We start from the raw sequence: 21,716 nt of genomic DNA, 5'->3' as shown, positions 1-21,716 counted from the left end.
CGATGGCCCGGCTACGCTCGCTGCTGTACTTCCTGTTCCTGGCCGTCACGGTCATTCCCTACGCCTTCGCGTGCATCCTGTGGGCGCCGCTTCCGCTGCACTGGCGCTACCGGCTCACCGTGGGCTGGCCGCGCCTGGCCATCTGGGGCGCCAAGGTCTTCTGCGGCATCCGCTGGCAGGTCAAGGGCTGGGAAAACCTGCCCGACGGCCCGGCCGTGCTGCTGTCCAAGCACCAGTCGGCCTGGGAAACGCTGTTCTTCCCGGCCTACATGCCCCGCGAAGTCTGCTTCGTCTACAAGAAGGAACTGCACATGGTGCCGTTCTTCGGATGGGGCCTGGCGCTGCTGCGCATGATCGCGATCGACCGCGCGAAAGGGCGCGACGCTTTCGAACAGGTGGTCAAGCAAGGCCAGACCCGCCTGGACGAAGGCCGCTGGCCCCTGCTGTTTCCGGAAGGCACCCGGGTCGCGCCGGGCAAGGTCGCCCGCTACAAGATGGGCGGCGCGCTGCTGGCGTCCCGCACCGGCGCCGTCGTCATTCCCGTGGCGCATAACGCCGGCGAGTGCTGGCGGCGCAACGCCTTCGTGAAATATCCGGGCCTCGTCACCCTGTCCATCGGTCCCGCGATAGAATCCAAGGGACTCTCCCCCGATGAACTGAACCAGAAGGTTCAGGACTGGATCGAAGGGGAAATGCGGCGTCTCAATCCTGAAAGGTATGTCCAGCCCTGATCAGCTCGAACTCCTGTTCGACGTACAGCCAAACGGCGCGCCCGCGGGCGCGCCGCCGCTGGCCGCCACGCCCAGGCCGGCCCCGCTTCAGCCTACGCCCCCCAAGCCCCTCTACCCCGGCGCCCCGCCCGCCTCCGCCCCCGCGGGCGAACCGCTGCTGACGCTCTCGCCCAACGCCTCGTCGCGCGTCCCCACACCCTGCCCCGATCCGCTGCCGCCCGGCGCGCGCTGGCGCGAGGTTCCGACCGAGCAACAGCCCATCGGCTTCGTGCTGCTGCGCTCGCGCCGCCGCAGCATCGGTTTCGTAGTGACGGACGACGGCCTGCGCGTCACGGCCCCCAATTGGGTCACGCTGGCGCAGATCGACGACGCCGTGCGCGAAAAATCCCGCTGGATCCTGGCCAAGCTGCGCGAATGGCATGCCCGCAAGCAACAACTGGCCATGGCGCACACGCGCTGGCAGCCGGGCGGCGAACTGCCCTACCTGGGCAAGCGCATCGTGATCGGCGTGAGCGGCGACAGCCGCCAGGCCTATCTGTCCGGCGACGCCGAAGCGCCCCAGGACGGCGACACGCTGTGGCTGGCGCTGCCGTCCTCGGCGGACCAGGGTCGCATCCGCGATTCCGCCCAGGCCTGGCTGCAGCAGCGCGCCGGCGCCTGGTTCGGCGCCCGCCTCGCGCACTTCCTGCAGATCAGCGGGCTGAAGATCCAGCGCTGGCGCCTGTCGTCCGCCGCCACGCGCTGGGGGTCCTGCACCAGCGACGGCAACATCATGCTGAACTGGCGCCTGATCCATTTCGCGCCCGCCATCATCGACTACGTCATCGCCCACGAGCTTGCCCATCTGCGCGAAATGAACCACAGTCAGGACTTCTGGCGCGAAGTGGGGCAGATACTGCCCGGCTTCGAAGACGCCAAGAACATCCTGCGGCGTCACGACCCCGCTTCCCTGCCCCAGTTCTGAGGCGGCTTGAAGAGGGGTGCTTGTCCTGTTCCCACACAAGGAGCCTTGAAATGTTGCTGCTGATTCCGGGCCCGGTCACGACCGACGCGCGGGTGAAAGCCGCCATGGCGCAGGACTACGCGCCCTGGGACAACGATTTCCGCCAGACCTACCGGCAGGTCTGCGACGGCGTGCTGCGCGTTGCGCAGGCCTCGCCCGACGAACACGCCGCGCTGGCGCTGCCCGGCTGCGGCCATTTTGCGGTGGAAGCCGCGATCCGCACCTTTGTTCCGCAGGGCGGCAGGCTGCTGGCGCCCTCCACCGGCGCCTACGCCGCCCGCCTGCAGAAACTGGCGGGCGACGCGGGCCGGATCGCGGTGCCCCTGGCCGTGGGCCCGGCCGAACGCGTGAACCCGCTGGCGGTCGCCGCGGCGCTGGAACAGGATCCCACGCTGACGCACCTGGCGCTGGTCTACAGCGAAACCGGCAGCGGGATCTGCCACGACGTGCCGGAACTGGCGCGCATCGCCCACGCGCTGGGCCGCCGCATCATCGTCGACGCGGTGTCCGCCTTCGGCGCGCTGCCCCTGGACCTGCGCGGCCTGCCCGCCGTGGACGCCGTGGTGCTGACCGCCAACAAGTGCCTGGAAGGCCTGCCCGGCGCCGCGTTCGTCGTGGCCCGGCGCGACAGCCTGGAAGCCGCGCGCGGCAATGCCGGCAGTTGGTCGCTGGACCTGGCCGACATCTACCAGCACACCCTGCAGCCCAACGCCGGCCCGCGCTTCACCCCGCCCGCGCCCACGCTGGCCGCGCTGGCCGTGGCGCTGGACCTGTATCATGAAGAAGGCCGCGAGGCCCGCCTGGCGCGCTACACGGCGAACATGCGCGCGCTGTACGACGGCATCGGCGCCCTGGGCCTGACCCCGTACCTGCCGCCCGCCCTGCAAGGCCCCATCGTCGTCAACGTCCTGGCCCCGGACGCGCCGACCTGGAACCTGCAATTGTTCGTCGACGCGCTCAAACGCCGCGGCTACGTGCTCAGCAACTTCTACAACACCGAACAGCCCACGTTCCGGGTCGGCTGCATCGGCGCCTTCGGCCCGGACCGGATGCGCCTGGCGGTCGACGCCATGGGCGCCGCGCTGGGCGACATCGGCATCTCCCGGGAATCCGCCGCGAGCGGCGGGTTCTTCCCGCTCCCCCTCACCGCTTAAGGAAGACATCCATGCGTATGCTCCACACCATGCTGCGAGTCGGCAACCTCGACAAGTCCATCGACTTCTACACCAACGTGCTCGGCATGCGCGTCCTGCGCCGCAAGGACTACCCCGACGGCAAGTTCACGCTGGCCTTCGTGGGGTACCAGGACGAGTCCGAAGGCGCCGTCATCGAACTCACCCACAACTGGGACACGGAAAAGTACGACCTGGGCACCGGCTACGGTCACATCGCCCTGGAAGTGGACAACGCCTACGAAGCCTGTGACAAGGTCAAGGAAAAAGGCGGCAAGGTCACCCGCGAGGCCGGCCCGATGAAGCACGGCAAGACCGTCATCGCCTTCGTCGAAGACCCGGATGGCTATAAGATTGAATTCATCGAAAAGAAAGGACGTGAAGACTAAATACTCTGGTGTCTGACACCTTGTGTGTCTGACACCCAGCCAAGTTTGAACGGCGCCGCAGGTGTCAGACACCCGGGCCGGCTGCTTCAAACTTGCCTGGTGTCCCGTAAGGGTGTCAGACACTGATGCACTGAACACTGGCAAACAAGCAAGGAACTCCCATGATCCATCCCATCCTCAAAATGGGCGATCCCAGGCTGCTGCGTGTGGCCGCGCCCGTTGAGCGCTTCGACACGCCCGAACTGCACGCGCTGATCGACGACATGTTCGAAACGATGGCCGCCGCCCAAGGGGTGGGCCTGGCCGCGCCGCAGATCGGCATGGACCTGCAACTGGTGATCTTCGGCTTCGACCGCAACGAACGCTATCCCGACGCGCCGCCCGTGCCGCAGACGATCCTGTGCAACCCCGTCATCACGCCGCTGTCGGACGAGATGGAGGACGGCTGGGAAGGCTGCCTGTCGGTGCCGGGCCTGCGCGGCATGGTGCCGCGCTACCGCCATATCCGCTATAGCGGGCGCGACCCCTATGGCCAGCTCATCGAGCGGGAAGCCGAAGGCTTCCACGCCCGCGTGGTGCAGCACGAGTGCGACCACCTGATCGGCCGCCTCTATCCGTCCCGCATCCAGGATTTCTCGAAGTTCGGCTTCACCGAGATCCTGTTTCCGGACATGGACCCCAACCAGGACGATTAGGCGTCCCGGCCAGGCGCCCCCGGCTAGACGCCCCCTCCCTCATCCGCCGCGCCCGCTTGCGCGGCGGACGGGGACAAGTCCTCGGGCGCAAAATCGTCCACCTGCAAGACTTGCGACACGATGGTTTCGGCCTCCTCGAACTGCGCCGCCTGCGCGTCGGTGATCGCGCCGCGCCGGTGCGCCTCTCGCCAATCGCGCACGCCCGATTGGCGCAGGCGGTCGCGCAGCGGCTGAACCGCGTCCGCAAGCGCGAACGCGCGGGTCAGCAGGCCCACCGGATCGCCGCCGGAATGGGGGCCGCCGGGCTCCCGGTGCAGATCGGCGGCCAGCCGCGCGTGCGTGGGCGACGGCTTGAGCAGCAGCTCCGCGCATTCCCGGGTCAGGGCGTCGCCCGGCCCCCGGGCCAGGCGCAGCGGCAGGATGGCCGCGCGCAGGCCCCAGGACAGCACGCGGCCCGGCAGGTTGCGCAGCACCTGGTCCATGCTTTTCTCGATGCTGGCATAGCCCTGTTCCAGGCACCAGTGCACCAGGGGCAGGTCATCGTGCTTGCGGCCTTCGTCCTCCCAGCGCTTGAGCACCGCGGACTGCAGGTACAGTTCCGACAGGATGTCCCCCAGCCGCGCCGAGATCATCTCGCGCCGCTTCAGGCCGCCGCCCAATTGCGCCAGCGTCGCGTCCGCCAGCAAAGCGAAGCCCGACGCATAGCGGCCCAGCCGCCGGTAATGCCCGGCCGTGGGGCCGGACGCCGGCGCGGGCCCCAGCACCCCGCCGGTCCAGGCGCGGCCGATGGCGCGCAGGGCGTTGATCCCCGTGTGCCGGAGGTGCCGCCAGAACACATCGTGGAATACGGCGATGCCGCGCTCTTCGTCGGGATTGCCGAGCGCCAGCATTTCCGGCATCAGGTAGGGATGGGCGCGGATCGCGCCCTGCCCGAAGATGATCAGGTTGCGCGTCAGGATGTTGGCGCCTTCGACCGTGATGGCGATGGGCACGGCGCGGTACAGCGCGCCCAGGTAATTGCTGGGGCCGTCGATGACGGCGCGCCCCGCGTGGATGTCCATCGCGTCGTTGACGGAGCCGCGCATGCGTTCGGTGGCGTGGTACTTCATGATGCCCGACACCACCGCCGGCTTCACGCCCTGGTTCAGCGCGGCGCAGGTCAGGCGCCTGGCGGCCTCCACCAGATAGGCATTGCCCGCCAGGTTGGCAAGCCGCTCCTGCACGCCTTCGAACTTGCCGACGGGGATGCCGAACTGTTCGCGCACGCGCGCGTACATGCCGGTGGTGTGCGCGCACATCACCGCGGCGGCGGCCGACAGCGACGGCAGGGAAATGCCCCGGCCCGCCGCCAGCGCGCTCATCAGCATCTGCCAGCCGTGGCCGGCGCGCTCGGCGCCGCCGATCAGGGCGTCCAGCGGCACGAACACGTCGCGCCCCCGGTTGGGGCCGTTCTGGAAGACCTGCATGGCCGGAAGGTGGCGGCGGCCGATCTCGACGCCGGGCGCCTCGGTCGGCACCAGCGCGACCGAAATGCCGATGTCCTTGGGGCCGCCCAGGATGCCGTCCGGGTCCGACATCTTGAACGCCAGGCCCAGCACCGTGGCGACGGGCCCCAGCGTGATGTAGCGCTTGTGCCAGTTCAGCCGGATCCCGATGAGCTCGCGGCCGTCCACCACTTGCCGGCAGACGACGCCCGTGTCCACCATGGACGCCGCGTCCGAGCCCGCCTCGGGGCTGGTGAGGCCGAAGCACGGCACTTCGCGGCCGTCCGCCAGCCGCGGCAGCCAGTAGTCGCGCTGGGCGGGCGTGCCGAACTGCATCAGCAGTTCGCCGGGGCCCAGCGAGTTGGGCACCATGACCGTCACGCCCGCCGTAATGGAATAGGCCGAAATGCGCCGCACCACTTCGGAATGCGCATAGGGCGAGAACCCCAGGCCGCCATGGCGCTTCGGGATGATCATGCCGAAGAAGCGCTCGGCCTTCAGGAAGGCCCAGACCTCGGGCGGCAGGTCGCGCCGGTTCCAGGTGATGTCCCATTCGTCCAGCATGGCGCACAGCCGGGCCACGGGGCCGTCGATGAAGCGCTGCTCGTCCGGCGTCAGCGCGGCGGCGGGCACGTCCAGCAGCTTGCGCCAATCGGGATTGCCGGTGAACAGGTCGGCGTCCCACCAGGTGTCGCCGGCCTCGATGGCTTCGCGCTCGGTCGCCGACATGGCCGGCAGCGCGTTGCGCGCCCAGCGGTACGCGGGTTCCGAGATGCGGCGCCGGCGCCAGGCATTGAAATCCATGAGTATCTCTCACTGTTATGTGTTATTTCCCTGGGGCCAAAGTACCAGAATTGGCGGCCGCGGGCCAAGCTGCGGCTTGCCGGGATGCGACAATGGGCGGCGTCGCGCTGGCGCGCACCGAATCGCTACCCGGGCAATTTCCGCATGCTGAACAAACTCTGGCTGGGCTTCTTCCTCACCGCGGCGGCGGCCGCGCTGTACCGCTGGCTGGCCGTAGGCGATCCCGAAGTGTTCCGCCTGATGGTGGCCAGCCTGTTCGACATGGCGCGCGTGTCCGTGGAAGTGATGGTGCTGCTGTTCGGCACGCTGACCTTGTGGCTGGGCTTTCTGCGCATCGCCGAAGGCGCCGGCCTGGTGGAATGGCTTGCGCGGATGCTGGGCCCGCTGTTCGCGCGCCTGATGCCCGAAGTGCCGCGCAACCATCCCGCCATCGGCCTGATCACGCTGAACTTCGCCGCCAACGGCCTGGGGCTGGACAATGCCGCCACGCCGATCGGGCTGCGCGCCATGCGCGAACTGCAATCCCTGAATCCCACGCCCGAGACCGCCACCAACGCGCAGATCCTCTTCCTGGTGCTGAACGCCTCGTCGCTGACCTTGCTGCCGGTCACCCTGTTCATGTTCCGGGCCCAGCAGGGCGCGCCGGATCCCACCCTTGTGTTCCTTCCAATCCTGCTGGCCACCAGCGCGTCGACCCTGGCGGGTTTCCTGGCGGTGGCGGCCTGCCAGCGCCTGCGGCTGGCCGACCCGGTCGTCATGCTGTGGCTGGGTGGCGCCGCGCTGCTCATGGGCGGGTTCATGGCGCTGCTGGCGGGCATGTCGGCCGCCGCCATCGCCTCGCTGTCGTCGCTGATGGGCAACCTGGCCCTGTTCGGCATCCTGCTGGCGTTCCTGATCGCCGGCGCCTGGAAGAAAGTGCCGGTCTACGAAGCCTTCATCGAAGGCGCCAAGGAAGGCTTCGACATCGCCAAGAGCCTGCTGCCGTACCTGGTGGCCATGCTGTGCGCGGTGGGCGTGCTGCGCGCGTCCGGCGCGCTGGACTTCCTGCTGGACGGCATCCGCTGGATGGCCCAGCACGCGGGCTGGGACACGCGTTTCGTGGACGCCCTGCCCACCGCCCTGGTCAAGCCGTTCTCGGGCAGCGCGGCGCGCGCCATGATGCTGGAGACGATGACGCACTTCGGCGTGGACAGTTTCCCGGCGCTGCTCTCGGCCGTCGTCCAGGGCAGCACCGAGACCACGTTCTACGTGCTGGCGGTGTATTTCGGGTCGGTCGGGATCCTGCGCGCGCGCCACGCCGTGGGCTGCGCGCTGATCGCCGACCTGGCCGGCGTGCTGGCTGCCATCGGCGTGTGCTACTGGTTCTTCGGCTGAAGCCCGCGCGGCCGGGAAGGCCTCCCGGGTGCCGCGCGCTCAATCCACCAGCAGGATCTTCATGCCGTTGGTGCCGCCGCTGTCGCGGTAGAAATCGCCCTTGGTCAGGATCACCCAGTCCCCGGTCTGCACCAGGCTGCGGCGGCGCAATTCGTCGATGGCGGCATTGCTCAGGTCGGCGGGCTCGTAGTCCGACGGCGCGAACGGAATGGTATAGACGCCGCGGAACATCGCCACCCGGTTCTGCGTGAGGCTGTGCGGGCTGTAGCAGTAGATCGGCACGCCCGAGCGGATGCGCGACATGATCAGCGGCGTATGGCCGCTTTCCGTCAGCGAGATGATCGCCTTCACGCCGGGGAAATGGTTGGCCGCGTACATGGCGGCCAGCGCGATGGTCTCGTCGCAGCGCGTGAAGGTCTCGCCCATTCGATGATGGGAAACGGTCGAGGTCGGATGCTTTTCCGCGCCCAGGCACACGCGCGCCATGGCTTGCACGGTTTCGACCGGATACTGCCCGGACGCGCTTTCCGCCGACAGCATGACGGCGTCGGTGTAGTCCAGCACCGCGTTGGCCACGTCGGACACTTCGGCCCGCGTCGGCATGGGGCTGGAAATCATCGACTCCATCATCTGGGTCGCGGTGATGACGACCTTGTTCAAGGTGCGCGCGTGCTGGATGATGCGTTTCTGGATGCCCACCAGCTCGGCGTCGCCCACTTCCACGCCCAGGTCGCCGCGCGCGACCATCACGCCATCGCTCGCCCGGATCAGGGCGTCCAGCGCCTCGTCGTCGGCCACGGCCTCGGCGCGCTCGATCTTGGCGATGATCCACGCCTGGCTGCCGGCCGCCGCCAGCAGCGTGCGCGCCTCGTCGATGTCGCTGCCATAGCGCGGGAACGACACCGCCACGTAGTCCAGTTCCATTTCCGCGGCCAGCTTGATGTCGACGCGGTCCTTGTCGGTCAGGCTGGGCGCGGACAAGCCGCCGCCGCGCCGGTTGATGCCCTTGTTGTTCGACAGCGGGCCGCCCACGGTCACCGTGGTGTGGACCTCGTCGCCCTCGACGCGGTCCACCACCAGCACCACTCGGCCGTCATCGAGCAGCAGCTCGTCGCCGACGCGGCAGTCCTGCACCAGCTCGGGGTAGTCGATGCCCACGATGCTGGCGGTGCCGTCCTCTTTGGGATGCGCGCGCGACAGGGTGAAGGGCTGCCCGGCCTGCAACTGGACCTGCTTGTCGGTAAAGCGCGCGATGCGGATCTTGGGCCCCTGCAGATCGCCCATGATGGCCACGAAACGGCCTTGCTTCGCGGCGATTTCTCGCACCAGGCGGGCGCGCTCGCGGTGGTCGTCCGCGCTGCCGTGCGAGAAGTTCAGGCGGGCGACGTCCAGGCCCGCGCGGATCATCGCTTCGATGCGTTCGGGCGTCGAAGTCGAGGGTCCCAGGGTGGCGACAATTTTGGTGCGGCGCAATACGGGCATGGCGGTCCACTCTCGCAAAAACAACGGAAGCGTTATGGTACGCCGCCTGCGTACAGGCGGGTATCATGGGCGTCACGCCAACCCCAAAACCAGCCCGTTCGAATCCGTGAAAATCGTCATCGCTCCCGACTCGTTCAAAGAAAGCGTTTCTGCGCCCGACGCGGCCGCGGCCATTGCGCGCGGCGTCAAGGCCGCTTTTCCCGGCGCCCATACGGTGTGCATTCCGATGGCCGACGGCGGCGAAGGCACGGTCGAGGCCGTGCTCGCGGCCACCGGCGGCAAGGCGCGGCAACTGGCGGTGAACGACGCGCTGGGCTATAAGGTCGACGCGACGTGGGGCCTGCTGGAAGACGGCACGGCGGTGATCGAAATGGCCGCGGCGGCGGGCCTGGAACTGATCCCGCCCGCCAGGCGCGACCCGATGCGCGCCAGCAGCCACGGCGTGGGCGAACTGATGCTGGCCGCCGTCAACGCGGGCGCCACGCGCATCATCCTGGGCCTGGGCGGATCGGCCACCAACGACGCCGGCGCCGGCATGCTGACGGCCCTGGGCGTGCGCCTGCTCGACGCGGAAGGCCGCAGCCTGCCGCCGGGCGGCGGCGCGCTCGGCAAATTGGCCAGCATCGACACCCGCGGCCTGGATCCGCGCCTGGCGGATCTCCGCATCGACGTCGCGTCGGACGTGGACAATCCGCTGTGCGGCCCGCAAGGCGCGTCGCACGTGTTCGGCCCGCAAAAAGGCGCCACGCCCGAACAGGTGCGGGACCTGGACCGGATGCTGGCGAATTTCGCCGACGTGTGCGCGCGGCACCTGGCGGCGGACCATCGCCACGAGCCCGGCGCGGGCGCGGCCGGCGGGCTGGGCTTCGCGGCGAAGGCGTTCCTGAACGCCCGCTTCCGGCCCGGCGTCGAAATCGTGGCGGAACTGGGCGGCCTGGCCGAAGCGGTCGAAGGCGCCGCGCTGGTGTTCACGGGCGAAGGCCGCATGGACGCGCAGACGCTGCGGGGCAAGACGCCCGCCGGCGTCGCGAAGATCGCGCAGCGGGCGGGCGTGCCCGTCGTGGCGTTGGCCGGTTCGCTCGGAGAAGGCTATGAAGCGCTGCACGCGGGCGGCATCAGCGCCGCGTTCAGCCTGGCGCCCGGCCCCATCACCCTGCAACAGGCGCTGGCGGACGCCGAGAAATTGCTGAGCGAACGCGCCCGCGACGTCATGCAACTGTGGATGGCGGCGCAGAAACGCATGCTGTAACGATAAAAAAAACCGCTTGCGCGGTTTTCTTGCCTAGCCCCGCTGCAGCACGCCGGCTTCGACCAGCGCGTCGGACAGGCGGATGTACCGGTCCACCGAAATATCCTCGGCGCGGGCGGTGGGCGGGATGTCCAGGGCTTCCCAGGGCACGTGCGCGGCCCAGTCGGCCAGCACCCGGCGCAGCATCTTGCGGCGCTGCGAAAACGCGCGCGCCACGACGGTCTCGAACGCGCGCTCGCTGGCCGGACGCAGGCGTTCGGCCGGCAAGGGCACCATGCGCACGATCGCCGACACCACCTTGGGCGGCGGGTCGAAGGCCTCGGGCGGCACGTCGAACAGCTTGTGCATGCGATAGCGCGATTGCAGCATCACCGAGAGGCGGCTGAAGTCGCCCGAGCCCGGCTGGGCCACCATGCGGTCGATCACCTCCCGCTGCAGCATGAAGTGCTGGTCGCGGACATGCTCGGCCCACGTCATGAGGTGGAACAGCAGGGGGCTGGAAATGTTGTAGGGCAGATTGCCCACGATCCGCAATGCGCTGCCGAACTGGGAAAAATCCACCGTCAGCGCGTCCGCCTCGACCACGGTCAGGCGGCTTTCCTCGAACTGCTTGCGCAGACGGGCGGCCAGGTCGCGGTCGATCTCGACCGCGGTCAGGTGATCCAGGCGTTCAAGCAGCGGCCGGGTCAGCGCGGACAGGCCCGGCCCGATCTCGACCACGGCATCGCCGCGGGCGGGAGCAACCGCCCGGACGATGGACTCGACGACGCTCTCGTCGGTCAGGAAGTTCTGGCCGAAGCGCTTGCGCGCCTGGTGTTGAGACATGTAAAGCCCGTAATGCGTTTAGCGGTTGTTCTGCTGGATCTTCTGCTGCTTTTCCAGGCGGTTGTCGACATACGCCTGCGCGCGCAACTGGTCCAGCCAGTCTTCGAACGCCGGCTGGGCGCGGCGCTCGAACAGCACCTGGCGGGCCTTCATGCGGGCCACGTCGTCGGACGCGTCGTGCTGGCGGCGCTCTTCAACCTGGATCAGGTGCCAGCCGAAAGGCGACTGGACCGGCTGGCTGATCTCGCCCGGCTGCAGCGCGTTCATGGCGGCCTCGAACGGCGGCACGGTTTCGCCGGGGTTCAGCCATCCCAGTTCGCCGCCCTGCGGGGCCGTGGCGTCCTGCGAGTACTGGCGCGCCATGTCTTCGAACTTGGCGCCGCCGCTCACCAGCCGCTGGCGGACCTGCTCCAGGCGCTGCCGCGCCAGATCGTCGCTCATGACGGTGGAGGTCTTGATCAGGATGTGGCGCGCGCGGGTCTGCACGACTTCCACCGGCCCCTGCTGCGCCTGCTGCGGACGCGCGGCGGGTTGCGGCGCCGGTGCCGGCGCGGGCGCGCGGGCCGTGCGGCTGGGCGCGGGCTGGGCGGAGCCGCGGTCCATCACCTTGATGATGTGGAAACCGTTGCCGCTCTGGATCAGGCTGCTGACCTGCCCTTTCTGCAGGCCGCCGACGGCCTTCACGAACAGGTCGGGCCAGCCGTCGAGCGGGCGCACGCCCATGACGCCGCCTTGCAAGGCTTCGGGGCCGTCCGAGGCGGCGGCGGCCAGGCTGGCGAAATCGTCGCCGCGCTTGGCTTGGGCCAGCAGGCCTTCGGCCTTCTTGCGCAGCGCGGCCAGTTGTTCGGGCGACGAGCCCTCGGGCACGCGCACCAGGATCTGGGCCAGGGCATAAAGCATCGGGCCCGCCGGCGCGGCGGCCTGCTCGGGCGCGGGTTCCGGCCGGGCCTGGGGCTGCGGCTGGGGCGCCGGCTCGGCGCCGAACGCCGGATTGCGCCGCTGGTCCTTCAGGAAAGCGTCGACCTCGGCGTCGGAAATGACAATGGTGGAATCCACCGCGCGCTGGCGCAGGCGATCCGTGCGGATCTCGTCGCGCAGCGACTTGCGGTAGGCGTCCCAGGTGGTGCCCGATTTCTCGAGTTCCTGGCGCAACTGGTCCACGCTGATCTTGTTGCGGCCGGCGATGGTCTGGATGGCCTGGTCGACCTGCGCATCTTCCACGCGGATGCCCATGCGGTCCGCCTCGTGGCGCTGCACGCGCTCCATGATCAGGCGCTGCAGCACCTGGTGCTGCAAGGTCTGGTCGTCGGGCACCTGGATGCCGCGGGACTTCAGCTCGCCCGCGATGCGCTGGGACGCGTCGCGCAGCTCGCGCAGCGTGATCACGTCCTTGTCGACGACCGCGGCGATCCCGTCGACGAACTGCTCGCCCTGGGGAGCCGGGGCGGCGTTCTTCTGCGCGGACGGGGCCTTCGCGCCGTTCTGCGCGGAAGCGGCCTTGGCGCCATTGTTCGAGCCCTTGCCGTTCTGCTCGGCCGCATACGCGGCGGGCAAGCCGGCGCACACGGCCAGCAGCAACGCATTGCCGGAGAGGCGGCGCAAAGAGTGCAACCTACGCATTATTCATACCTTTCAAATGTGGTCCCGGTAGGCACAGGCGGCGTGATGCGCGAGTAGCCGGGGATACTTCTGTTCAGCAGGTTCATCGGGTCGGTTCCCAGGGAGCCCAGACCGGTCAGCTCAAGCTGCAGGAACACCGCGGAATTGGTGTCGGCCGCCGAAACGGCATAGCGCTGGTAGACCACCCGGCCGACCCAGCAGCAATCTCCTTTGTACTCCAGGCCGGCGATGGCCTGCGTCACGCGCGGTTCTTCCGTCGTGTTGGCGATCGTGCTGGAGGAACCGGAGCGCAAGGAATAGTCCACCCGGCCCACGCCGTACCAGCGCTTGCTGAACGGCCATTGGACCGCCAGGCTGACCTGGTTCTGTCCCTGGGGCTGGTACGAGACGCCCGGCTGGGGATCGCGCTGGTAGCGATAGGAGACGGCCACGGTGGTCAGGCGCTGGGGCGACCAGCGCGCGCTCACCAGGCCGCGCGACCAGTTGCTGTCGTACGGATTGTATTGCGCCGCGACCTCGGTGGTGAGCGAGTCGGTCAGGGCCGCGCTGGCGCCCACCAGGAAGTCGGAGCGCACGTTCTCGCGCGGCGTCTCGCCGGGCAGCGTGACCTTCTGGTCCGCGAAATACAGCCGCTGGGCCACGGCCAGCGACATGCGCTCGAAACCGGTATTGGCGTCCAGCCAGCGCGAGGTCAGCGCCGCCGTGAGCTGGTTGGCATTGGAAATCCGGTCCCAGCCGCCGGTGTAGATGTTTTCCTCGAAGGCCTGCGAAAAACTGAAGTCCGCCAGCGACGTATCGTAGACGGGCATCTTGGACTGGTCGCGGTACGGCACGTACAGGTAGTACAGGCGCGGTTCCAGGGTCTGGATGGACGCCTTGCCGAACAGCGAGGTATCGCGTTCGAAGATCAGGCCGGAGTCCAGCGACATGATCGGCACGGTGCGCGACTGGGAACGGGGATATCCCGTCGAGGTGCCCGCGGCGGAAGTCCCGGAGTTCAGCCTCAGCCAGTCGCGGCCGTACCAGTCGGTCTGGTATTGCGTGTAGTTCACGCCCACCTTCGGCACGACGAACCAGCCCGGCCTCACGATCGGGTAGGAGACCGAAGGGTACGTCTGCAAGCGGTCGCCTTCCTGGCCCGTGCGCAGACCGTTCATCAAAGGCTTTTGGAATCGCACCGCGGTCGACGTCCAGTCCATGTCGAAACCGCCCCAATCGTAGCGCGCGCCACGCAGGTACAGTTCGGGGACCTTATCGTACGGCGGCGTCAGCGGCGCATCGGGATCCTGCAGCGTCTGGTACTTATAGACTTGAGCGTACGCGCTCCAGTACCTGGAACTCCAGCCGACGCGCGCGCGCTGCGGCAAGTAGGTCGTGGACGCCTGGTTCAGGCCCAGTTGGGAAATATCCCGGAAGTAGTCGTCGTCCGAGACCTTCGCGATATCCCAGTCCGTGTAGAAACCGTAGGAGAACCGCTGCTGGTGGCGCCACCAGTACATCCAGCGGTCTTCGCCCGTGACATGGTCATCGGGCAGGTAGGTGCCGTTCATGATGCCCGCGTAGCCATCGCCCAGGTAGCGGAACTCCCCGCCCAACTGCAGGCCGCGCTTGGAGAAGTAGCGCGGCTGCACGGTCATGTCGTAGTTGGGCGCCAGGTTCAGGTAGTACGGCAGCGAAATGTCGATGCCGCCCTGGCTGGTCGTGCCGTAGGTCGGCATCAGGAAGCCCGACTTGCGTTCCTTCTTGACCGGAAAGGTCATGTAGGGCGAGGCCAGGATCGGGACGTCCTTGAAATACAGCACGCCATTGCGCGCTACGCCTTCGTTCTCGTCGAAATCGATGTCGACGGTATTGGCCTTGATGTACCAGGACGGCGTCTCGCAGGAGCAGCCGCTATAAGTCACCGTGTGCAGCCGCATCTGCGACTTGCTGAAGATGTCCGCGTGTTCGGCGACGGCGAAGCCGCCCGCGGCGCCCATCCAGAAATTGGGCTTCTCGACCTCGCCCGAATACTTGTCCACGTTGAACTTGGCGTTCGGCCCCGTCACCAGGGTGCCGTCGCGCATCATGCGGGCGCTGCCCTGGACGTCGACCTCGCCCGTGTCCTTGCGGTAATTGATGCGGTCGCCCTTGATCACGCCGTCGATGCGGCGCACCTGGGCGTTGCCGGTCAGGGTCAGGTCGGAATCGGGATCGCCCTCGATCGAGTCCGCCTCCATGAAGGCGGGAATGTTGTCGTCGGGCAGGCGGTGCACCCGCAGGCCTGGCGATGTGCGCAGCACCGGCGCCGCCGTGGCCGACGATGCTGCGGGAGCGGTGCCCTGGCTGCCTTGAGCCTGGACGGCTCCGGCGGCCACGCTGACAGCAGAGAGGATCAACCACCGAACCTTGCGCACGAGTGAAAACAGCCCTTTTCGACGATGGGGAAACCCGACACCGGCACCCGCGAAGGGCCAATGCTAACGGAAACGAGCCGGTATTATAGAGAAGCCGCGCCATCGGCCCAGCCTTAAGTGCGGACGACACAATTTTCAGCAATCTTGCCTTTCTGACACGGATCTTCCTTGAAAATCGATCACGACCCCCGCCTGGACCAGATCCGCGCCTGGCTGGGCAGCCTGCCCGCCGCCCTGAACCTCGCCGTGGACACGCTGCGCCCGGCGTCCTCCGACGCCAGTTTCCGGCGCTATTTCAGGCTGGACGCGGGCGAACGCAGCCTGATAGTCATGGACGCCCCTCCGGCGCACGAAGACTCGCGTCCCTTCCTGCAGGTGGGCCAACTGCTGGCGGACGCCGGCCTCAACGTTCCCGCCGTACTGGAAAAGAACCTGGATCTGGGCCTGCTGCTCCTGACCGACCTGGGCGAACAGACCTATTACCAGCGCATCCAGGCCGGGCTTTCGGACGGCCAGCTCCAGGCGCTGTACCGCGACGCCCTCGCCGCGCTGATCCGGCTGCAGCAGGCATCCACCGCCGGGCTGGGCACCTACGACACGGCCCGGCTGGCCGACGAGCTGAAACTGTTTCCCGAATGGTATGTGGGGAAACACCATGGCGTCGCGCTGGATGACAAGACCGCGAACGCCCTGGACAAGATCTTCGCGCTGCTCTCGGCCAGCAACGGCGGCCAGGCCCGGGTGCTGGTCCACCGCGATTTCCACTCGCCCAACCTCATGGTCTGCGACCAGCCGCAATATGGCCCCAACCCCGGGGTCATCGACTTCCAGGACGCGCTGGCCGGCCCCATCACCTACGACCTGGCCTCGCTCGTCACCGACGCCCGCACCACCTGGGAAGAACCCCAGCAACTGGACTGGGCCATCCGCTACTGGGAGATGGCGCGCGCCGCCGGCCTGCCCGTGGACGCCGACTTCGCGGAATTCCATCGCGCCTACGAATGGATGGGGCTGCAGCGCAACCTGCGCATCATGGGCGTCTTCGCGCGGCTCAACCACCGCGACGGCAAGGCGCACTACCTGGCCCACATGCCGCGCGTGAACGGCTACGTCCGCCAGGTGGCCCAGCGCTACAGTGTCTTCACCCCGCTGCTGCGCCTGCTGGACAAGCTGGACAACCGCGAAGTCTCCGTCGGGTATACGTTCTGATGCAGGCCATGATCCTTGCGGCGGGCCGCGGCGAGCGCATGCGCCCGCTGACGGACCGCCTGCCCAAGCCGCTGCTGTCCGTGGGCGGCAAGCCGCTGATCGTCTGGCACCTGCAACGGCTGGCCGCGGCCGGCATCCGCGACATCGTCATCAACCACGCCTGGCTCGGCCACGAGATCGAGCGGGCGCTGGGCGACGGCCGCGAATACGGCGTGCGGATCCGCTATTCGGCCGAGGCGGCCGCCCTGGAAACCGCCGGCGGCATCGCCCAGGCCCTGCCCCTGCTGGGCGGCGCGCCGTTCCTGGTGGTCAACGGCGACGTCTGGTGCGACTGGGATCCGGCCTTGGCCTTCGGCCTTGCGCGGGACCTGCCGGAAGGCGGCGCCTGGCTGCTGCTGGTGGACAACCCCGTCCAGCATCCGGCGGGCGATTTCCATCTGGCGGCGGACGGCCGCGTCCATGCCCAGGGCGAACCCCGTTTGACCTTCGCCGGTATCGGCGTCTACCATCCCTCGTTATTCGCGGACGTCGTCCGGGGCACGGCGGCGCCGCTGGCGCCCTTGCTCAGGCAGGCCATGGCCCGGGACCTCGCGCGCGGCGCGCGCCACACGGGCCGATGGACGGACGTCGGCACGCCGCAGCGGCTGGCCGGCCTGGACGCCGAGCTCGGCGGCCCGGCCCGTTGATGTCCACATATTTCACAATATCAACGTGCGCAACCAGGCTTGTCCGCGCACCCAAGCCCCCCGGCTAACGGGGTATTCTCTGACGCTTTGACCCGCGCGCAGCGCGCGGACAAGCCTACACATACAGGAAGTTTTCTAGGAAATGGGGATGTTCGGAAGATCGCAACGGGCCGTGTTCAAGCCCTCCGTATACCAGCCGGGCCAACGCACGCGCCGCATGCCGCGCTGGCTGGTTCTGCTGCTGGTGGGCATTGCTCTTGGCGCGGGCGGCGTGCTCTTCCTCCAGACCAACTACGGTCCGCAGCGGCTGACCGTCGAGCAATCCGAACAACTGCACACCGAACTCAGCGCGTCCAACCTCGAACGCCAGCGCCTGCAAAGCCAGCTCGAGGAAGCCACGCAGCAGCGCGACGCCAACAAGTCCGGCCACGAAAAGCTGACCAGCGACCTGGCCGAGGCCCGCAGCAAGATCGACACCCTGAACAAGGAACTGGTGCTGTTCCAGGATGCCATGCCCGCCGACCCGCGCGGCGGCAACCTGGGCATCCGTTCGGCCACCTTCAAGCGCGCGCCGGGCCAACTGGACTTCCAGGTCCTGGTCATGCGCGAAGACCGCCAGGGCGCGCCGTTCAAGGGCACCCTCACCTTCTCCATCGACGGCAGCTACCCCAATGGCCGCGCCGCCACCGTCACGCCCGAAGGCCCCACCCTGAACGTGGACCGCTACGACTACGCGATCGGCCAGTTGCAGTTGCCCGACGGCTTCACGCCCAAGGTCGTGGTGCTGCGCGTCATGGACGGCGCCCAGAAACAGCACGCGATGCGCATCTATTACGTGCGCAACTGACCGGCCCGCGCCGCCCGCCAGACCCGCCCGCCGTGGCGGGTTTTTTTTTGCCCGTTGAAAGTAGTTGCGCGCACAACCAATCGGACATATAGTTGCGCAAACAACCAAACTGCGGAGACAACACATGACCCTCCCCTCTCACGTTCCCGTCCTGATCGCCGGCGGCGGTCCCGTCGGCCTGATGCTGGCCGCCCTGCTCGCCGAATACGGCATCGCCTCGCTGACCCTGGAGGCGGACGACGACTATTGCAGCGGCAGCCGCGCCATCTGCATTTCGCGGCGGTCGCAGGAAATCATGGGTTGGGCTGGCGCGGACCGCCCCCTCATGGCCACCGGCCTGGCCTGGACCGGCGGACGCAGCTACTACCGCGACCGCGAAGTGCTGCATTTCGAGATGCCGCACGACCCTCTGCAGCGCTATGCGCCCATGGTCAACATCCAGCAGTACTCGGTCGAGGAATATGCCCACCAGGCCATGCAGCGGCACCCGGAACTGGCCTCGCTGCGCTGGTCGGCCCGCGTCGCGGGCCTGCGGACCGATGCCGACGGCGTGACCGTCGAGGTGGACGCCGAAGGCCAGCGCCAGACCGTGCGCGCCGACTGGCTGATCGCCTGCGACGGCGGCCGCAGCACCGTGCGCGAAGCGATGGGCCTGAAGCTCGAAGGCATGCAGTACGAAGGGCGCTACGTCATCGTCGACATCGAGCAGGAATCGCAGCGCCCGGTGGAACGCCTGGCCTGGTTCGATCCCCCGTCCAATCCCGGCTCCACCCTGCTCATGCACCGGCAGCCCGGCAACGTCTGGCGCGTGGACTACCAGATCCGGGACGATGAAGACCCCGAGGAAGCCGTCAAGCCGGAAAACGTGCTGCCGCGCGTCCAGAGCCACCTGGACATGATCGGCGAGACCGCGCCCTGGAAACCGCTGTGGATCTCCATCTACAACGCCAAGTGCCTGACATTGGACAGCTACCGCCACGGCCGCGTCCTGTTCGCGGGAGACGCCGGCCACCTGGTGCCGATCTTCGGCGTGCGCGGCCTGAACTCGGGGCTGGACGACGCCGGCAACCTGGCCTGGAAGCTGGCGTGGGTGCTGAAGGGCCAGGCGCCCGACAGCCTGCTGGACAGCTACAGCGTCGAACGCGTCCACGCCACCCGGCAGAACCTGGCCTATGGCGCGAAGAGCACCGAGTTCATGGCCCCGCCGGACTACGGCTTCCGCCTGATGCGCGAAGCGGCGCTGCGCCTGTCGCTGGTGGACGATTCCGTCCGGTCGCTCATCAATCCGCGGCAGTCCGCGCCCATCTCGTACGACACCTCGCCGCTGAACCTGGAAGACCGGGCGCCGCGGGCCGGAGCCGCCGCGCCCGGCCAGCCCGCGCCCGAAGCGCTGCTGCACGACGGCGAAACGCCGCGCCATCTCAGCGAATACTTCGGCGCCGGCTTCGTGGCGCTGGCGTTCTCGCCCGACGCCGCGCAGGCGGCGGAACTGGATGCATTGGGCGCGTCCACCCAAGGCGCCCCCCATCCCCTGCGCGTGCTGCGCGTCGACGCGGGCGAAGGCGGCCTGCGCGACACCCACGGACAATTGCGCCAGCGGTTTGGCGGCGACGCCGGCACCGTCTACCTGATGCGTCCGGACGGCTACGTGCTGGGCCGCTGGACCGCGCCAGCGGCATCCGCCCTGCGGGCGGCGCTGAAACCCTACTATCCCTCGATCGACCTGAACGCCCACTAGGAAGACCCAACATGAACAACGACGAACTGGACCAGGCTTACACCGGCATGGCGCAGGCGCTCTCGCGCGTCGGCGAAGCGCAGGCGCCGCTTCTCCTGTCCATCCTGAGCCTGTCGCTGCTCGCCCGGCTGTCGAACGCGAAGGAAGCCGCCGCCCTGCTGGCGCAGGCCGAGGCCGCCTGCCTGGCCAACGGCCCTGTGGCAAACTATCCCGCCGCCACCCCCGCCAGCCCGACGTGACCCAGCCCGCCCTCGAACGATTCCTGACCTATCGCCTGCACGCGCTCAACAAGATCACGGATCGGGACACGAATCGCGCCTACCTGGCCGACTGCGGCATCCCGCTGGGCGAAGCGCGCTGCCTGGCGGCCATCGGCCGCTACGCCCCCTTGTCCGTCAACGACCTGGCGCGCGCGGCCAACCTGAACAAAGGCCAGGCCAGCCGCTCGGCACAGGCGCTGGTCGAACGCGGCCTGGTCGAAAAAAGCCATTCCGCGTCGGACGGGCGCGGCGTGGTGCTGGCGCCGACCCAGGCGGGCGTTGCCCAGTACCAGCGCATCATCGGCCTGATCGCCCGCCGCAACGAGGAAATCTTCGGCTGCCTGAGCGCGGACGAGCAGCGGCTCCTGGGCGGCATGCTGGACCGCCTGATCGAGCACCTGCAAGCCGGCGCGGACCACGAGGAAGACTGAACCGTCAGGCCCCGGCCTTCGGCGCGGTCGCGCCCAGTTGCGCGGCGGCCTCGTCCATGAACTGCGCCATGCGCACGTCCAATTCGGTCACGCCGCCCGCGTCATGGGTGGTCAAGACCACGTCCACGCGGTTGTAGACATTGGTCCATTCTGGGTGGTGGTTCAGTTTTTCCGCGAACATCGCCACGCGCGCCATGAAACCGAAAGCGGCGTTGAAATTGGCGAAGCGGAAGCGCTTCTCGATGGCGTCGCGCATCGCCACCGCCTGCCAGCCGGACAATGCGGCCACGGCGGTATCGGTGCCGACACGGGCGGGAGGAAACATGCTCATGGCGGACTCCAAAGAAATGCCCCCACGCCGCACACGCTACGCGTGCTTGCTGCCCCCCAAGGGGGCGTTTTTGTCTTGGGGCGGCCCGGCGACAAAAAAAGCCCCCACGCTGCACACGCTATGCGTGCTTGCTGCCCCCCCAAGGGGGCGTTTTTGTCTTGGGGCGGCCCGGCGACAAAAAATCTCCCCTCGCCGAGAAGACGGCGGCGCGATGCGCCAGCCGCCTTGAACACGGGGACCAGGGCCTGGATTACTGCTTCACCGCGTAAAGGTAGATCTCCACCCGCCGGTTCAGCGCGCGGCCTTCGGCGGTCGCATTATCGCCGATGGGGTCGTTCGGGCCGCGCCCTTCCACGGACAGGCGGCCGGCGGCCACGCCCAGTTTGCTCAGGTAGTCAGTCACGCTCTTGGCCCGGTTGACGGAAAGCGTCTGGTTGTGCGCCAGCGCGCCCGTGCTGTCGGTATGCCCGACGACCTTCGCCCGCAGTTCGGGGTGCTGGTTGAGCGAACGCGCCACGCTGTCCAGCACGGGCAGCAGGGCGGGCTTGAGCTGCGTCTTGTCGGTATCGAACGACACGCCGCTGGGAATGTTGACCTTCAGGCTGCCGTCCGGCATTTCCACCACGTCGATCCCCAGCGAAGACGCGCCCGAATTCTGCACGTCTTCCTTGACGACCTTCCAGTTGTAACCGACCAGCCCACCCGCCACCGCGCCGATGCCGGCGCCGATGGCCGCGCCCGTGCCGTGGCCGATCAAGGCGCCGAGCCCCGCGCCGATTGCCGCTCCGGCGCCCGTTCCCACGGCGGTATTGGTCTGCTGCTGCGTGGCGCACCCCGCCAGCAACGCCCCCGATGCCGCGACAATTGCGATACGGTTGAATATTGTTCTTGAACGCATGGCAACCTCCACTATCCCGTCGGTATGCCGGAATATTCCGGCCAGCCCATGCTAGCAAGCGCTGGCGCGGCGACCCGCAACATTTTGTACTG

General features: G+C 68.2%; 20 protein-coding genes. 13 read left to right on the top strand and 7 right to left on the bottom strand.

Features of this window, described 5'->3' with window-relative positions; translation table 11 throughout:
* Positions 1-2: 2 nt before the first annotated feature.
* The 5 genes from WHX56_RS09445 to def all read left to right on the top strand — a co-directional run bounded on the left by WHX56_RS09445 (position 3) and on the right by def (position 3,990).
* A complete protein-coding gene (locus WHX56_RS09445) occupies positions 3-731 on the top strand; it encodes a lysophospholipid acyltransferase family protein (RefSeq protein ID WP_129239194.1) in 729 nt (242 codons plus the stop codon).
* Entirely contained in the window at positions 718-1,695 is a 978-nt protein-coding gene (locus WHX56_RS09440; protein WP_129239195.1) for a M48 family metallopeptidase, read from the top strand. The genes WHX56_RS09445 and WHX56_RS09440 overlap by 14 nt, the downstream gene beginning before the upstream one ends.
* 50 nt (positions 1,696-1,745) lie before the next feature.
* The gene (locus tag WHX56_RS09435; RefSeq protein ID WP_338881062.1) at positions 1,746-2,888 is read left to right on the top strand and encodes a 2-aminoethylphosphonate--pyruvate transaminase; all 1,143 of its coding nucleotides are present in this window, start codon (positions 1,746-1,748) and stop codon (positions 2,886-2,888) included.
* Between the two features lie 11 nt (positions 2,889-2,899).
* Positions 2,900-3,295: a lactoylglutathione lyase gene (gloA, locus tag WHX56_RS09430; RefSeq protein WP_129239197.1), complete on the top strand. Its 396-nt coding sequence runs from the start codon at positions 2,900-2,902 to the stop codon at positions 3,293-3,295.
* 161 nt (positions 3,296-3,456) lie between these two features.
* Positions 3,457-3,990, top strand: coding sequence for a peptide deformylase (gene def / locus WHX56_RS09425; RefSeq protein WP_129239198.1), 534 nt, complete (start codon positions 3,457-3,459; stop codon positions 3,988-3,990).
* Positions 3,991-4,013: 23 nt separating this feature from the next.
* On the opposite strand, the gene WHX56_RS09420 is transcribed toward def, so the two are convergent.
* The gene (locus WHX56_RS09420; protein WP_338881061.1) at positions 4,014-6,278 is read right to left on the bottom strand and encodes an acyl-CoA dehydrogenase; all 2,265 of its coding nucleotides are present in this window, start codon (positions 6,276-6,278) and stop codon (positions 4,014-4,016) included.
* A 144-nt stretch (positions 6,279-6,422) separates the two neighbouring features.
* On the opposite strand from WHX56_RS09420, the gene WHX56_RS09415 reads away from it, so the two are divergent.
* Positions 6,423-7,652: a nucleoside recognition domain-containing protein gene (locus WHX56_RS09415; RefSeq protein ID WP_129239199.1), complete on the top strand. Its 1,230-nt coding sequence runs from the start codon at positions 6,423-6,425 to the stop codon at positions 7,650-7,652.
* 39 nt (positions 7,653-7,691) lie between these two features.
* Here WHX56_RS09415 and pyk read toward each other — a convergent pair whose 3' ends face one another.
* On the bottom strand, positions 7,692-9,134 hold the full coding sequence (gene pyk, locus WHX56_RS09410) for a pyruvate kinase (RefSeq protein ID WP_287754574.1): 1,443 nt from the start codon (positions 9,132-9,134) through the stop codon (positions 7,692-7,694).
* A 106-nt stretch (positions 9,135-9,240) separates the two neighbouring features.
* Between pyk and WHX56_RS09405 the strand changes: the two genes are divergently transcribed.
* Positions 9,241-10,383, top strand: a complete 1,143-nt coding sequence (locus WHX56_RS09405) for a glycerate kinase (RefSeq protein ID WP_287754575.1) — start codon at positions 9,241-9,243, stop codon at positions 10,381-10,383.
* A gap of 33 nt (positions 10,384-10,416) precedes the next feature.
* Here WHX56_RS09405 and rsmA read toward each other — a convergent pair whose 3' ends face one another.
* The 3 genes from rsmA to WHX56_RS09390 are packed head-to-tail and all read right to left on the bottom strand — an operon-like array spanning position 10,417 to position 15,224.
* Positions 10,417-11,208: a 16S rRNA (adenine(1518)-N(6)/adenine(1519)-N(6))-dimethyltransferase RsmA gene (rsmA, locus tag WHX56_RS09400; protein ID WP_287754576.1), complete on the bottom strand. Its 792-nt coding sequence runs from the start codon at positions 11,206-11,208 to the stop codon at positions 10,417-10,419.
* Positions 11,209-11,226: 18 nt separating this feature from the next.
* Positions 11,227-12,831, bottom strand: coding sequence for a peptidylprolyl isomerase (locus WHX56_RS09395; RefSeq protein WP_129239203.1), 1,605 nt, complete (start codon positions 12,829-12,831; stop codon positions 11,227-11,229).
* Complete coding sequence (locus WHX56_RS09390; protein WP_338881060.1) at positions 12,828-15,224, bottom strand: LPS-assembly protein LptD; 2,397 nt, start codon at positions 15,222-15,224, stop codon at positions 12,828-12,830. Before WHX56_RS09390 ends, WHX56_RS09395 begins: the two co-directional genes overlap by 4 nt.
* Positions 15,225-15,392: 168 nt before the next feature.
* Here WHX56_RS09390 and WHX56_RS09385 point away from each other — a divergent pair, with 168 nt between their 5' ends.
* The 6 genes from WHX56_RS09385 (at position 15,393) to WHX56_RS09360 (ending at position 20,395) form a co-directional block, all read left to right on the top strand.
* Positions 15,393-16,433, top strand: coding sequence for an aminoglycoside phosphotransferase family protein (locus WHX56_RS09385; RefSeq protein WP_338881059.1), 1,041 nt, complete (start codon positions 15,393-15,395; stop codon positions 16,431-16,433).
* Positions 16,433-17,119, top strand: coding sequence for an N-acetylmuramate alpha-1-phosphate uridylyltransferase MurU (murU, locus tag WHX56_RS09380; RefSeq protein ID WP_338881058.1), 687 nt, complete (start codon positions 16,433-16,435; stop codon positions 17,117-17,119). The genes WHX56_RS09385 and murU overlap by 1 nt, the downstream gene beginning before the upstream one ends.
* Positions 17,120-17,267: 148 nt before the next feature.
* Positions 17,268-17,966 (top strand): DUF6776 family protein, encoded by a 699-nt coding sequence (locus WHX56_RS09375; RefSeq protein ID WP_287754581.1) that lies wholly within the window; start codon positions 17,268-17,270, stop codon positions 17,964-17,966.
* Between the two features lie 109 nt (positions 17,967-18,075).
* Complete coding sequence (locus WHX56_RS09370) at positions 18,076-19,704, top strand: FAD-dependent monooxygenase (RefSeq protein ID WP_338881754.1); 1,629 nt, start codon at positions 18,076-18,078, stop codon at positions 19,702-19,704.
* A gap of 11 nt (positions 19,705-19,715) precedes the next feature.
* Positions 19,716-19,943 (top strand): hypothetical protein, encoded by a 228-nt coding sequence (locus WHX56_RS09365; protein WP_287754582.1) that lies wholly within the window; start codon positions 19,716-19,718, stop codon positions 19,941-19,943.
* Entirely contained in the window at positions 19,940-20,395 is a 456-nt protein-coding gene (locus WHX56_RS09360) for a MarR family winged helix-turn-helix transcriptional regulator (protein WP_338881057.1), read from the top strand. Before WHX56_RS09365 ends, WHX56_RS09360 begins: the two co-directional genes overlap by 4 nt.
* Before the next feature lie 4 nt (positions 20,396-20,399).
* Here WHX56_RS09360 and WHX56_RS09355 read toward each other — a convergent pair whose 3' ends face one another.
* Entirely contained in the window at positions 20,400-20,726 is a 327-nt protein-coding gene (locus WHX56_RS09355) for a 4a-hydroxytetrahydrobiopterin dehydratase (RefSeq protein WP_129239211.1), read from the bottom strand.
* A 250-nt stretch (positions 20,727-20,976) separates the two neighbouring features.
* A complete protein-coding gene (locus WHX56_RS09350; RefSeq protein WP_338881056.1) occupies positions 20,977-21,624 on the bottom strand; it encodes an OmpA family protein in 648 nt (215 codons plus the stop codon).
* Positions 21,625-21,716 lie beyond the last annotated feature (92 nt).

This window comes from Achromobacter veterisilvae, from assembly GCF_037619525.1.
Lineage (GTDB): Bacteria > Pseudomonadota > Gammaproteobacteria > Burkholderiales > Burkholderiaceae_B > Achromobacter > Achromobacter veterisilvae.
Note: the sequence above shows the minus strand (reverse complement) of the source record. Positions and strands in the feature narration are given on the sequence as shown.

Coding starts and splice junctions, on each gene's coding strand:
- gloA (WP_129239197.1), top strand. CDS start 2,900: ATGCGTATGCTCCACACCATGCTGCGAGTCGGCAACCTCGACAAGTCC.
- murU (WP_338881058.1), top strand. CDS start 16,433: ATGCAGGCCATGATCCTTGCGGCGGGCCGCGGCGAGCGCATGCGCCCG.
- rsmA (WP_287754576.1), bottom strand. CDS start 11,208: ATGTCTCAACACCAGGCGCGCAAGCGCTTCGGCCAGAACTTCCTGACC.
- WHX56_RS09415 (WP_129239199.1), top strand. CDS start 6,423: ATGCTGAACAAACTCTGGCTGGGCTTCTTCCTCACCGCGGCGGCGGCC.
- WHX56_RS09355 (WP_129239211.1), bottom strand. CDS start 20,726: ATGAGCATGTTTCCTCCCGCCCGTGTCGGCACCGATACCGCCGTGGCC.
- WHX56_RS09365 (WP_287754582.1), top strand. CDS start 19,716: ATGAACAACGACGAACTGGACCAGGCTTACACCGGCATGGCGCAGGCG.
- WHX56_RS09435 (WP_338881062.1), top strand. CDS start 1,746: ATGTTGCTGCTGATTCCGGGCCCGGTCACGACCGACGCGCGGGTGAAA.
- def (WP_129239198.1), top strand. CDS start 3,457: ATGATCCATCCCATCCTCAAAATGGGCGATCCCAGGCTGCTGCGTGTG.
- WHX56_RS09420 (WP_338881061.1), bottom strand. CDS start 6,278: ATGGATTTCAATGCCTGGCGCCGGCGCCGCATCTCGGAACCCGCGTAC.
- WHX56_RS09445 (WP_129239194.1), top strand. CDS start 3: ATGGCCCGGCTACGCTCGCTGCTGTACTTCCTGTTCCTGGCCGTCACG.
- WHX56_RS09440 (WP_129239195.1), top strand. CDS start 718: ATGTCCAGCCCTGATCAGCTCGAACTCCTGTTCGACGTACAGCCAAAC.
- WHX56_RS09350 (WP_338881056.1), bottom strand. CDS start 21,624: ATGCGTTCAAGAACAATATTCAACCGTATCGCAATTGTCGCGGCATCG.
- pyk (WP_287754574.1), bottom strand. CDS start 9,134: ATGCCCGTATTGCGCCGCACCAAAATTGTCGCCACCCTGGGACCCTCG.
- WHX56_RS09375 (WP_287754581.1), top strand. CDS start 17,268: ATGTTCGGAAGATCGCAACGGGCCGTGTTCAAGCCCTCCGTATACCAG.